Here is a 13928-nt window from a genome sequence, read left to right on the forward strand (position 1 = left end):
TACTTCCTTTCCATCTCATAATTGTTTTTAAAGGAATTATACCAAATCTATTTCCGTCACACCATTTTGGTCAATTAACACTTTCTTATACCTTTTGAATCCCCTATAAGTTTCAATTGTTTTATCCATAAGTGATAATCTCCAGATTTTATTAAAATCTCTTCTTATGCAAATGAATATATCCATGGATTCTTGATTAATTACCATTGAACATTGTGTAGTAAATTGCCCTTTAGATAACTGAGTTTTTTTCAATACTTCAAATGCCAGGTTGTAATCAAACTCCTCTTCTACACTATTAATTATATTTGTAGCAGTAATATATCTATCAATTCCAAATCCGTTAATACTATTGATATCTCTATTAAGCAATTCACTATTTGAAAAATTAGTCATTACAACATCTTTTTCATCTGATATCAAAAATGAATTTCCATCTAAGCTTGGCTCAATAATAACTGCATGACCATACTTGTCCGCATACAACTGATGTCCTTTTAACTGCCCACAATAATTTAATTTCTTTTGTCCAATTACGTCTTCAATAATATATTCAATCTTACTTGCCTTTTCCATTGCTTTTTTATAAACATCAAATGGCTCTATGAAATTATCACTATTATTAGAAAATATTTTAATATCAGAAACCATAACTTGAGCGGCTCCAAAAACACCATTGCTATTAAAACCAGCAGTAGGTACATATTCACCATCTATCTGAAACATTAATTGAAAAATATTGATACTATTTTCATTAACAATATCAAACTTTAGTTTTACATCATTATAATCAAAATTCATTCCATATATTGGTGTTTTATTGTAACAAGCAAAACTTGTACACATAATTAATCACCCTTTTAATTTTTCTAACTTCCCCATTATTTCATCGGTTAATTCATTAATTGTTTTATTTCCATCAAGTATTATATCACTCTCACTTTTAACTTTTTCATAGATCTTAATATTAGCAGATCTAAAACCATCTAAATACATATTGAGATTACTTTTAATTATATCTATTTTCTCATGAGGTTTATTGTTCTTTAAATCTACTTCTATATTTCGTAAAATTTTTCTCGATAGTGCAATATCAAAAGGTACATCAACAAAGAATACTTGGTCAACATGTTTCCTTACTCTGTCGTGAGACCTTCCAAAATTCCAATCTATAATAATATATTCTGCCGTTTTTATCTCTCTACTTTTAGGATTAATAATATTTTTATCGTCCAATAATTCATCTAAATCATTAAAGAAACAATTGCTCTCCAATTTATTAAGGTCTAATTCTTTTCCATTCCCAGTAAACATCTCGTTTGGATAAGATGTTTTTTCTTGATAATCATCAAACATAATGAATGTAGAGTTATCTAATAATTTTGCAATCTTCTTTGTTAACGTACTTTTGCCAGAACCAGAAATACCACTTATTGCAATTACATACTTATTTTCATTCATATATATGAGCCCCCATCTTATAATTTTCTGCATCTAGATTAAATATACTACACTAATACAACTTTAATTTCATTATAACATAATTCCCGACACAATAATAACTAAGCTATAGAATTGTTAAAATTCCATAGCTTTAATATACTATAGTTTTATAAATCCAACTCATTAAGTAACTCTTTAAGTTTTTTCAATTCATCTCTAGAAAGAGTTACTCCCTTACCCATCTTTTCATGTTCAGGACCCCAATCTCTTAAATCATACTTGGGTTCTCTATCATTCCAGCTAATTAAATTTAATTCTTTTGCCCATCCTTTGTTATTCTCAGATAAAATACCTACTGTTTCTTTTATTTCATATTTAATGTTTGGCATATTGTTTTCCTCCTGCATTTTATTTTATACTAAATGTATTTCAATGTTAAAAGTGCTTTTACCAGTACCTAGATATTTTTAGAATCATTTATTATAATTAATCCTCATTGTTGGATAAGCTAATTCAATATCTATTTCGTTACCAAAAGCATGAAGAATATCTTCCCATATATCGTTTATAGTATTCCTTCTTAGACGTGGCACACACAAATATCTTATTGTTAATTGTACTCCACTTTCTTTAACATCTGTATACACAATTGGTGTGAGATTCTTATAATGAATCATATATTGTTTTTTGGCTTGTTCTACCATTCTAGCCGCTTTTTCTGATAAATGCAATGAATGTTTATTGCCGATATCAGTCAATATTGTTTTAGCTTTTTCCCAATTACTTTCAAACGTGATAAGTACGTTAATTTCATTCCAAATATATTTAAATCCTTTATCATAGTTTACTATTCCATGTATAAATATAAAGTGATTTGGGATAATCAATATTCTTCCTGTACTTTGCTCACCATTTTCATAAGAAGATATCTCCATTAGGCTGAATTGGAACATTCTAATATCAATAACATCTCCTTTTTGTTCATTAATACTAATCCTATCACCTGCTTTAATAGGTTTTTTAATAATTATGAAAAGCCAAGCTACCATATTTACAAATAGATCTTTTAATGTTATGGCAACACCAGCTGACACAAGACCCAAATAGGTTGTTAGATTAGCTGTATCATCTGACCAAAGAAATACACATACTATAATAAAAACTGTACTAAAAAAATAGTAAACTCTTTTTCTAGCTTTATAATATTTATTGTTTTCATTATTAGTTGAATAAATAATACGATTAATTAATCGAATGATTAACATAATAAGCACAAAAGCTATTATGGTCCATAAAATTTTTATCAAAGCTTGATTATCATTTATATAATTCCAAATCGTATCCATTCCTTCAGTAAAACTCCTTTCAACCTTATATATTTTAGTTATTAATGCCTCTATGTTATACTATAATCTTTTTCTATTCCTTTTACTTCCAAAATAATTAGTCCCCCAAACTCCAGATAAAATCATAACAGCTCCAACAATCTGATACCAGTAAAATGGTTCATTTCTAATTAACACTCCAGCAATTATTGATGTTACGCTTGATAGGTTTGCGAAAACAGCAGCTCTAGATGCTTCAATTTTAGCTAACGTATAATTTATTAAAAAGAATGCTATAACTGACGATAGTATTCCTAAATACAGTACTGCTATAACTACTTTAACATTCATTAAAGGTACAAAATAATTGGATATTTCACCTTTCATTAGATGTTGTATTATAGCAATTCCATTGAAGGTTATTGCACCAATCCACATCATTGTATAAGTCATTTCCACTGGTCTGAAGTCCGTTGAAAATTTTCGTGATAACACATTAAATATAGAACCAAATAATACGGCTAATAAAAGTAATAATATCCCCATAATATTAGAACCAATTTCACTACTCTTCATAACAATAATAAAAATCGCTCCTATAACGGATAATCCCACAAAGATTATTTGAATCCTACTTGGAAACTCTTTTAAGAATATCACCGCTAATATTGTTACTACAATAGGTATTAGAGCTATCATCATTCCAGCTTCTGAGGAATTAGTTAGCTTAATACCAAAAATTTCACATATGAAGTAAGCTACTGGTTGTGTCAATCCAATTGCTATCAGTTTATGTATCGCTTTTCCTTTATATTCAACTCTAATTACTTTAGCTATCCTCATAATTGTTAATAAAATTACTGCTATACCAAATCTAAAAGCCAGTAAATGAAATGGATCAATTTCAGATAGTGCTTCTTTCGTGAATAAAAAAGAAAATCCAAATATTAAAGCCATTCCTGTGCCAGCCAAATATGGTAAATATCTCTCTTTCTCTGCCATAATTCTACCTTCCTTTAGTTGTTTAGTGCTACTGAATTATTTTTCATCTTGTTTCATATTAATTTTTATTTCTTCCAGTATAACATTTTCTGTACTCATATATAACCAGTAAAAAGTATTTTGTTAATTTTGTTCATGCACTATTTCATGTTTCAAGTATTAAAGATAAGACAAAAACAAAAAACTACCCGCCTATATTAAGCGGATAGATATAATGAAGTCTTTTATCTTCTATATTAATAGTGTTTTTTAACCAATTCAGTTATCTCTGATAACGAAAGACCTAATTCCTTATAGTACCGAATATCTTTTGCCATTTGCTTATGTGTTAACTCATCTCTTTTATCTTCTATTTCTTTAGCTGTTAATTCTGCAACAAAGCATCCACGCCCAGTAATAGTATAAATAAATCCCTGTCGTTCAAGTGCTTCCCATGCTTTTTTGACTGTAATTATGCTGATTCGTAATTCTTTTGCAGCTGTTCTTATTGGTGGCAGGCCATAGTTACTTTTCAAATCGCCTTTAATGATCTGTGAACTAATTTGTTCAAACAACTGTTGGTAGATAGGTTTTTCAGATGTATTAGATATCTCAACATTTATCATATGTCTACCTTACCAAATCTCTTAACTGATATTTTATATGCTATTATTGCTGATATGATAAATATTATAACCCCTCCACCAAGAATACCCATTTGTAAATATATACTATTTGCATCAGGTCCTTTTAGATACATATTTATACTTGGATTAAACAGAGCAAGTAGTTCTACTACTGATGCAAATATTATAATAGCAGCATTTGATACAATCGCAGGGGCACCGTATTTATAAGCCGTTTTATAGAACATTGGAAAGAATATTATATTGAACAATGCAAACATGATGAATACAAGCCCAAAGAATGCAATGTTAGGTTCAAGGAATATATATGTTGCGCTATTATATAGATTTTTATTAATGATTGCATAGAAAACTGCAATTATAATGTGGAGTAGCTCTAATGTAATTACTGATAGCATTCTAGATTTAACTATATTCTTTTTAGTCACAGGCATCATAATTGATAGCATGAGATCATTTTGAGTCTTATATGTTGCAAATATATTAGGTATGGTTATAAAACAAAAATACATAAGTACAATGAAATACAGCCATCCTGGGATAAGCATCAACGCACCTGTTAACACTGGCAAAAAGTAGAAAAAAGGACTAATTCCCAATTTAAAGTCTTTATACAGTAAATTATTCATCATCATCCTCCTTCTTCGCATAATATATCATAATATCTTCTAAACTAGGTGCTTTAACACGTACTCCATCAGTTTCACTAAATCTGTCAGTTTTAATTAAACCCGTAAAGCCAAAAGAATTTATTTTATAAGAAATCAAATCTCTTTTTATATTATCTAACTGATCCAAAGAGCCATTTACAATCCTATATGAATCAATGAAATCATCTTTCGTCTTACTGGCAACAATTTTACCGTTATTAATATAAGTAATATAGTCTGCACATTTTTCTAAGTCAGATGTAATATGAGTAGAGAATAGTATACTTCTCTCACCATCTTCGACTAATTCTTGAAATACGTCAAGTATATTATCCCTCGCTACAGGATCTAGTCCACTAGTCGGTTCATCAAGTATAAATAATTTGGCATTATGGGATAGGGCAATAGCCAATGAATACTTTACCTTCATCCCTTCTGACAATTCAGATATCTTCTTGTCTGGATCTAGTTTAAATCTTTTAAGATAATAAGTATATATGTCCTCATTCCAATTAGTATAAAATCTCTTGATAACATTGGTTACATTCTTGACTTTACTTTTCATATAGAAATCTACACCGCCAAAGATATAACCAATATCCTGCTTCAATATAATTTCATTTTCAATAAAGTTCTTGCCCAAAATTGATATTTCACCACTATCTATATGAACCATATTTAAGATTGATTTAAGTGTTGTCGTTTTTCCAGCCCCATTACTGCCGATGAATCCCATGATATAGCCTTTTTCTAACTTGAATGAGATATCTTCAAGGTGAAATTTTTCATATTTTTTGTTCAATTTCTCAACTTTTAACGCTAGCATACTACAAACCCCCTTCAATATTGTGCTTGTTGTGTATACACAATATATCACTTTAATTTGGATTTGTCAACTCAACGGTTCTTCGTTTCTAATTATTATTCAATTCTAATTTGCTAGATTAACATTTTCTTCCAAGAATCTAGCTGGCATATCATCTTCTAATTTCCATATGAAACTCATAGGTTTTGACCCACTATGAGAAACATATTTTGCTTTTCCCATAAAAATAAATGGACTTACAATACCATCACATTTCTTATATTCACGAACAAATAATAAAATATCATGATTGTTTTTTATATGGTTGATATAACGTTGTGCTGTAGGTGTTGATTCAGATATTCTATTCTGTGTTTGCCAGTGGAAAAGATTATTATTGATAGGATAATCTTCATACATAGTCACTTCTGAGAAATCTTTATCACTTTTATTAAGTGTAATCAAAAATATGTCTGTATTACCTTTTTCAATATGCAATACTCCTTCTCTAAAAGCAGGCATTAAGACTTCATTATAATACCCAAGACCTGCTAGTATTTGATTAGAAGTATATGTACAATGCACGTCAAGAGGACTATCAATATTCATTTGCTGATGGTTATCTACAAAACTAATATGCACGTATTGATATGTTAGAATCTCTATTATCTCTTCGCATAACATCTTATTTTTACGAATCTTGTTTAAACCATCATTCATACATTTAAACCCTTCATTATCTGGAGTTTTATTATAAAAACTATAGTAAAAAATAGCTTTAACCTTAGTATCTATAATTTCTTCCATATCACCACAAAAATACTTGATACCTATACTTAACAACCGTTTACTATCCATATAGAATAAGTTTTTAAATCTCTTAACCATGGTCATATCATAACTTGAATCCATAGTTTTATTCAACGCAATACATTCCAATGAATAAAGACTTCTATTGCCTGACTTACCATAAAAATCAATCAAACTCATATCATGATATTTTAAAAAGTTTCTTAGGGTCAATGGGCAATTTGTTTCTGTCTGATAAGTTCTGATTCGGCTAATAATAGCATTTTTATTAATAGTAGCGTTACGAATATTACTAAGAATATACTCCTTAGCTAGCTTTTCCATTTTTATATGACATCCTCGTGGCAGACTTAGAATCTCGTCCCCTATTGAATCTCTAACAGAACGTTTTGATTTATGAATCAAGGCTCTGAATCTTTCTTCATAGTTATATTTTTCATGAGCTCTTCCAACATAATCCAATACGGTCAAACATTCTTTATTTTCAGCATGTCTAAGTCCACGACCAAGCTGTTGTAAGAAAACAGTTAAACTTTGTGTAGGTCGTAGAAACAAAACAGTATTTACTTCTTGAATATCCACACCTTCATTATAAACATCAACTGTAAATATTATTTTAATCTGACCTGATTTCAACTTGTTTTTAGCTTGATTACGAAGGTTTTTATCGGTTTTACCTGTAACTGAAATAGCCTCTATCCCATAATCATTAAATGATTTTGTCATGAACTCTGCATGTTCTACACTAACACAGAATCCAAGCGCTTTTAAATCATCAAAATCCGTTAAATATCTCTCCATACTATTTAAAACGGTACGAATACGTTTTTCATGATTGATTTTATAGAGATTGGTAAGGTCACTGACCTGATAACCTCCGTTGGTCCATTTTAGTCCTGATAAATCAATGTCATCTGATACACAAAAATAATGAAATGGTGATAACAATTTATGGTCAATAGCTTCAGGAAGTCGCATCTCTGAAGCTATGTGACCATCAAAGATTTCTAAAATATTCTTACCATCCATACGTTCAGGTGTAGCAGTTAAACCTAACAAAATATTTGGCTCATAGTAGCTCAGTAAGGTTCCATAAGAATTGGAAGCACTATGATGAAATTCATCTATTATAATAAAATTATAAAAATCTGATGTGGTCTTACTAATTAACTTTTGACTATTGAATGACTGTATTGTAACAAATAAATGATCTAAAGAGTCTGGTTTACTGTTACCAGTTAACAACTCTCCAAAATCAGGTTCTTTCAATATGCCTCGAAATGTATCCATTGCTTGTTTTAATATTTCTTCACGATGAGCAATGAACAACAATTTAGCATTAGGATTTTTTTTATAGTATTGCTTGAAATCGAATGCGGCAATAACAGTTTTTCCAACACCTGTTGCTGCAACAACGAGATTCTTGTACTTGCCAAAAATTTCACGTTCAGCTTGTAAAGTATTAAGAATATCTTGCTGATAGGCATGGGGTCTAATATCAAAAAAAGTCATGGATGAGGTCATATTATTATCATAATCCCCCCTACGTTCTTTTAAAATGGCTGACTTCAGTTTTTCCTTATGAGCTTCACTACCTGATATAAATGATTCAAAATCATAGCTGTTCCAATAACTTTCAAAAGTTGCTTGAAACTTCCTCACAACATCAAATGAATCCTTTTCACTTACCTTGAGATTCCATTCAAGTCCACTTGTCATTGCAACTTTTGACATATTGGACGAACCAATATATGCAGTTGTGAATCCCGAATCTCGGTAGAATAAGTATGACTTGGCGTGCAATCTGGTACGTTTGGTTTCATAGGATATCTTTATCTCCACATTAGGTAACTTGGCTAACTTCTCAATAGCTCCTGCATCTGTAGCTCCCATGTAACAGGTGGTAATAATTCGTACCTTTTTATTTCCATCCTTAGTAAATTTCTTCAACTCATCAAATATTAATCTTAACCCACTCCATTTAATAAATGAAATCAACATATCAATACGGTCACTAGATTGAATCTCTTTTTTTAATTCTGATACTAGATCTGGCTCTTTTACTGACCCTGTAAAAAGAGAACTTGTTGCAATAGACGTAGCTGGACGAACTGGCAACAGTTTATCATTTACTGTTGATGCAGTGTTTAATGTTGAATAGATTGATAATAGTAGTTCTGATGTTTCAGATACTTTGTAATTGTTGAATGTCTCCAAATCAAGATTATCAGATAATAGTTGAATCAAACGATTACACAACTCTATTTGATATACCAAGTTTCTTTTATCTTTTCTATCCTTTCGATTATCTTCTCGAATGAATATCAATGCTTTTCTTACTACTTCTTCGATATATTTGGATAATATCAAGTGTGCCTCTGCTTCATCAATGGACTTTTTCTGCGAATACTGATTTAATTCTTCTAAATGAGCTATCTTGTTCTCAATTTCTTTGTTTATTAATTGTTCATATATTCCTTGTATCATTTCAATTACCTCTTTAATCTTTTGTTTATAGTACTTAACTCATGGTATTCATTTTATCACGAAAAGTTTTAATATGAAATGATTGATATAAATTATGATAAGCTCTAAAGAAAATATAGAGATGACAGTACCAACCTGTCATCTCTATATGTCTTTAACTTATATTATTCTTGGTTTTCATCATACACCAATTGTATTTTGTCTAACATAAAGCTATTTCTAGTACAACAAACACCAATATAAGTGTCTCCTGCTTCAAAATACTCTCTTGTTCCTTCCATCTTTTCAACTTCCCAAGTCCATATATCACATGTATTGGGAACATATAAAGAATCAAAAGTCCTACCATTTTCATCTACAACGTTAATAAGTGAATAATCGTTGAAATTGGCAATAAAATAATTTGGTATGTAATAACCTGATTCAGGAATTGTTACTTTATATCTAGCAACGGTAAATCTTCCATTATCAAAATCCTCACTTGTGAAAACTCCAACTCCTCCTCCTTGGTCAATTCTCATACTAGTTAAATTTTCATATGGGTCTTCTCCTTCTATAACTAATATGATATCGTTTCCATAACTCTCTAACTGAGAATACGCTTGTTCTATTCTATTATCCAAATCTTGTATTTTAACATCTATATCCTGCATAAGTGATTCATCTGGGGAGTAACCTGCATCTAACAGACTCTGTTTTTTAACTAATATCATATTTTCTTTGACATAGTTAGCTGAGTTGATAGCATACTCAATTTCTTCTTGACTTGCAGTTTTTCTATCCATTAAGTCAATAGCATTTGCTACATATGAGCTTATTGAATCATAAGCTGTTTGAAGATATTTCGCTCTTTCTTCTTCTTTATTTCCAATATATCTAAGAATCATACACTTATAATCAAAATTACTTCCCTCTACCTCAATATTAAGTACCCCATGATCTATGTCAATTTCTCTTGGAACACTTACTTTAACATGAGGTTGTCCATCTTCTGTACCATCTGCCTCCATACTGTAAACAACTTCTCCATCATATAAGTTTTTAACTGTAAAATTGACTGGATCACTATGTTTGAAGATATAACTTAATTCATAAGTTCCTGTTTTGGGAATGTATATTTGGTAAGAGGCTTTTCCGTTCTCGTTGAAATGTAATCCTAGATTAGGTTTTTCCTCCCCATTATCATTAACAAGTATCTTTTCCGTATTTTCGCTGAAGTTTGAATAATAATTATTTCCAAAAATAAACATCGTATTTCCTCGTAGAAGCCATTTTGGATCTTGCCACAGACACAAGGCATAATCTTCATTAATTGTTAATCTATTTATAGCGGTTTTATCTACCACCTTGGCATGTTCAAGAATAAGTGGTCCATAATCCTCTCTCTCATCTTGGGTAAAACCATCCCATAATTCTTCTACTTGATTGTTCCACAGATGACCATTGTTAGTATATAATGGTGCCAATATTTTATCTACCATAAAAGTATTGAATTTTCTATCTGTTTCCTTAGTCAAATAATATGTATAGTTTTCAGAATTAGTTTTTGTTAAACATATTCCATAATTCTTATTATCCTTATTTGCTGAAAGAAGAACTCTTTCAAAAGGTGTATCATTATCGGGTGTATAAAATTCAAGAACCAAGTTCTCCATAGTTGCTTTACTTGGTATAGTTATTTTCTCAAGATTTTTCAAAGAATACTCTACAGGATTATTAGCTGAAAACTCTGGATATATTTTCACACGAAAAATCGTATCTGTGTTAGTAGATTCGATATCTCCTATATATCTTCCTTCTGTTGAATAAGGGTCATAAGCGATAATGTCAAATTTATTATTATCAAAATCTGGCGAAATGTAATTGAGATACTCGATCTGTCCACCATGTTCAATACTATATCCTTCACAAGCATCAGCTATTAAAGGCAACAATGTTTCAAGTACATTAGCTGCTACTTTCAATACAGAACTTGGTCCTTTTGGACTAAAAGTAACAGTAGCTTGAGTATTAGCAGCTTTCCATACCCCTTTAATGGTCTTTTCAGCTATTTGTTCTGTTGAATGATTTTCAATACTTATTTCTTCATCATCTATACCTATGGAAATTCCAATATCCTCTATAGGATTGGTTGAAAAAGCATAGACTATATTATTATTAATAAATGGGATAGAACTCGAAGTTGCTAGCAAAACAGCTAAACACGATACTAATATTATTTTTTTCATTGTAATTACCTCCCTGAAATTCCATTTATATTTTTATACTCTTCAAATTTTTCAGACTTATTACTGTATAAAATTATCCTACCTCCCTTCTTCAGAACCCTACCTCTCATACACAAATACTACATATAATCCCATCCATTACAAGTTATTACTAAATTCACATTTTTTGTAGTATTTGTAATTTTTTACATATTAATTTAATCATATTCTAATCCGTAAGTCAACATTTATTTTTGAAATATTCTATTATTCGATACATTTTCCCTTTATTTTCATAATGTTTATTTAAGTATTTTCTTTAATTTTCCTTAATATTTATGTACGATATACAAAAATTAGTAATTTTATAAAATTAAAATATAATTAATGCTTTAAATTAAAAAAACATATAGAGATGATAGTATTACCTGCCATCTCTATATGTCTTTAATTTTTATTATTATTGATTCTTATCATATACTAATTGTATTTTATCTAGCACAAAGCTTTTACTGGTACAACAAACACCAATATATGTGTCTCCAGCTTCAAAATACTCTCTAGTTCCTTCCATCTTTTCAAATTCCCATTTCCAATAGCTACATGTTTTGCTAACTGCAAAAGAATCAAAAGTTCTACCATTTTCATCTACAACGTTAATATATGAAAAGTTGTTGAAGTTGGCAATAAAATAATTTGGTGTGTAATATCCTGACCTTGGAATTGTTACTTTATATCTAGCAACAGTGAATTTTCCAGAATCAAAATCTTTGCTTGTGAAAACTCCAGCTCCTCCTATTTGGTCAATTCTCATACTAGTCATGTTTTCAAATGGTTTTTCTCCTTCTATAACTAATATAATGTCTTTTCTCAAACTCTCTAATTGGGAATTAGCTTGTTTTATTCTATCATCTAAATCTTGCATCCTGACACCTATCTGACTCATAAGATCTTCGTCAGAAGAATAACCTGCATCTAACAGACTTTGTGTTCTTACTAGTATCATATTTTCTTTAACATAGTTGGCTGAGTCGATAGCATATTGGATTTCTTCTTGACTTGCAGTCTTTCTATTCATTAAGTCAATAGCATTTGCTACATATAAGTCAATTATCTCATAGGACATTTGAAGATATTTAAGTCTTTCTTCATCTTTATTTCCAACATATTTAAGAACCATACAATTAAGATCAAAATTACTACCTTCTATCTCTATATAAAGTACCCCTTGATCAATATTGATTTCTCTTGGAACACTTACTTTTATATGAGGTTGTCCATCTTCTGTACGGTCTGCTTCCATACTGTAAACAATTTCTCCACCAAGTAAGTTTTTAACTGTAAAATTAACTGCCTCACTATGTTTGAAGATATAACTTAATTCATAAGCTCCTGTTTTTGGAATGTATATTTGATAAGATGCTTTTCCGTTCTCGTTAAAATGTAATCCTAGATTAGGTTTTTCATCCCCATTCTTATCAACCAGTATTTTTTCCGTATTTTCGCTGAAATTTGAATAATAATTATTACCATGGATGAACATAGTATTTCCTCGTAAAAGACTTTTTGGATCTTGCCACAAGCTTAAGATATAATTTTCATTAAATCTTGATCTGGTTATATCAGCTTTATCCACCACCTTGGCATGTTCACGAACAAGTTTTCCATAAATAGTTCTATCTATTTCGCTCATACTATTCCACAATTTTTTTACATCTTCATCAAATAAAAATCCTTTCTTGGTATAAATAGGTACTAATACGTTATCTACCATAAAAGTATTAAATTTCAATTCTGTTTCTTTAGCTAAATAATAGGTGTAATTCTTTGATTTAGTTTTCGTTAAACATATCCCATAATTCTTATTATCCTTGTTTGCTGGAAGAAGAACTTTCTCAAAAGGGGTATCATTATCCGCCGTATAAAATTCAAGAATCATGTTTTCCATAGATGATCTACTAGGTATATTTATTTTCTGAAGATTTTTCAAAGAATATTCAACTGGATTATTAGGTGAAAACTCTGAATATACTTTCACACGAAAAATAGTTTCTGTATTAGATGATTCAAGATCACCTATATATCTGCCTTTCGTTGAATAAGGGTCATAAGCTATAATGTCAAATGTATCATCATCGAAATTTGGTGCTATGTAATTTAGAAACTCCAGCTCCCCACCATGCTCAATAGCATGTTTCTCACAAGCAGCAGATATTAAAGGTAATAGTAGTTTTAGTAACTTGCCTCCTACTTTCAATACAGAGCTTGGTCCTTTTGCACTAAATTTAACAACGGATTTAGTATTAGCCGCTTTCCACATTCCCTTAATGGTTTTTTCTGCTATTTGTTCTTTTGGATGATTCTCAACACTTATTCCTGAATCATCTATACCAATAGAATCTCCAATATCCTCTATGGGATTAGTTGAAAAGGCATAGACCATATTATTATTAATAAACGAAGTTGCTAGTAAAATAGTAAAACATAAAATTAATATTTTTTTCATTGTAATTACCTCCTGATTTTCAAGTCAAATTTTAGTAAATATCAAAACCAATACAATATTTAGTACA

The 13928-nt window shown here is 30.0% G+C and carries 11 protein-coding genes; all 11 read right to left on the reverse strand.

Features of this window, described 5'->3' with window-relative positions; all coding sequences use genetic code 11:
* Nucleotides 1-36: 36 nt before the first annotated feature.
* Nucleotides 37-846 (reverse strand): hypothetical protein, encoded by an 810-nt coding sequence (locus tag HYG85_RS03885; protein WP_212692368.1) that lies wholly within the window; start codon nucleotides 844-846, stop codon nucleotides 37-39.
* 6 nt (nucleotides 847-852) lie between these two features.
* Nucleotides 853-1461 carry a nucleoside/nucleotide kinase family protein gene (locus tag HYG85_RS03890; protein ID WP_212692369.1) on the reverse strand — a complete coding sequence of 203 codons (609 nt, stop codon included), beginning with the start codon at nucleotides 1459-1461 and terminating at the stop codon, nucleotides 853-855.
* Nucleotides 1462-1610: 149 nt separating this feature from the next.
* On the reverse strand, nucleotides 1611-1832 hold the full coding sequence (locus HYG85_RS03895) for a YdbC family protein (protein ID WP_113671777.1): 222 nt from the start codon (nucleotides 1830-1832) through the stop codon (nucleotides 1611-1613).
* A gap of 84 nt (nucleotides 1833-1916) precedes the next feature.
* Nucleotides 1917-2789: a mechanosensitive ion channel family protein gene (locus HYG85_RS03900; protein WP_212692370.1), complete on the reverse strand. Its 873-nt coding sequence runs from the start codon at nucleotides 2787-2789 to the stop codon at nucleotides 1917-1919.
* Between the two features lie 60 nt (nucleotides 2790-2849).
* Nucleotides 2850-3770, reverse strand: a complete 921-nt coding sequence (locus HYG85_RS03905; RefSeq protein ID WP_212692371.1) for a DMT family transporter — start codon at nucleotides 3768-3770, stop codon at nucleotides 2850-2852.
* A 236-nt stretch (nucleotides 3771-4006) separates the two neighbouring features.
* Nucleotides 4007-4375 carry a GntR family transcriptional regulator gene (locus HYG85_RS03910; RefSeq protein WP_202975164.1) on the reverse strand — a complete coding sequence of 123 codons (369 nt, stop codon included), beginning with the start codon at nucleotides 4373-4375 and terminating at the stop codon, nucleotides 4007-4009.
* Nucleotides 4372-5025, reverse strand: a complete 654-nt coding sequence (locus HYG85_RS03915) for an ABC-2 transporter permease (RefSeq protein WP_212692372.1) — start codon at nucleotides 5023-5025, stop codon at nucleotides 4372-4374. The genes HYG85_RS03910 and HYG85_RS03915 overlap by 4 nt, the downstream gene beginning before the upstream one ends.
* Nucleotides 5018-5872, reverse strand: coding sequence for an ABC transporter ATP-binding protein (locus HYG85_RS03920; protein ID WP_212692373.1), 855 nt, complete (start codon nucleotides 5870-5872; stop codon nucleotides 5018-5020). The genes HYG85_RS03915 and HYG85_RS03920 overlap by 8 nt, the downstream gene beginning before the upstream one ends.
* A 105-nt stretch (nucleotides 5873-5977) precedes the next feature.
* A complete protein-coding gene (locus HYG85_RS03925) occupies nucleotides 5978-9148 on the reverse strand; it encodes a DEAD/DEAH box helicase (protein WP_212692374.1) in 3171 nt (1056 codons plus the stop codon).
* A 164-nt stretch (nucleotides 9149-9312) separates the two neighbouring features.
* Nucleotides 9313-11376 carry a hypothetical protein gene (locus tag HYG85_RS03930; RefSeq protein ID WP_212692375.1) on the reverse strand — a complete coding sequence of 688 codons (2064 nt, stop codon included), beginning with the start codon at nucleotides 11374-11376 and terminating at the stop codon, nucleotides 9313-9315.
* A 439-nt stretch (nucleotides 11377-11815) separates the two neighbouring features.
* Nucleotides 11816-13861 (reverse strand): hypothetical protein, encoded by a 2046-nt coding sequence (locus tag HYG85_RS03935; RefSeq protein ID WP_212692376.1) that lies wholly within the window; start codon nucleotides 13859-13861, stop codon nucleotides 11816-11818.
* Between the last annotated feature and the right edge of the window lie 67 nt (nucleotides 13862-13928).

This window comes from Vallitalea guaymasensis (assembly GCF_018141425.1).
Taxonomy (GTDB): Bacteria; Bacillota; Clostridia; order Lachnospirales; family Vallitaleaceae; genus Vallitalea; species Vallitalea guaymasensis.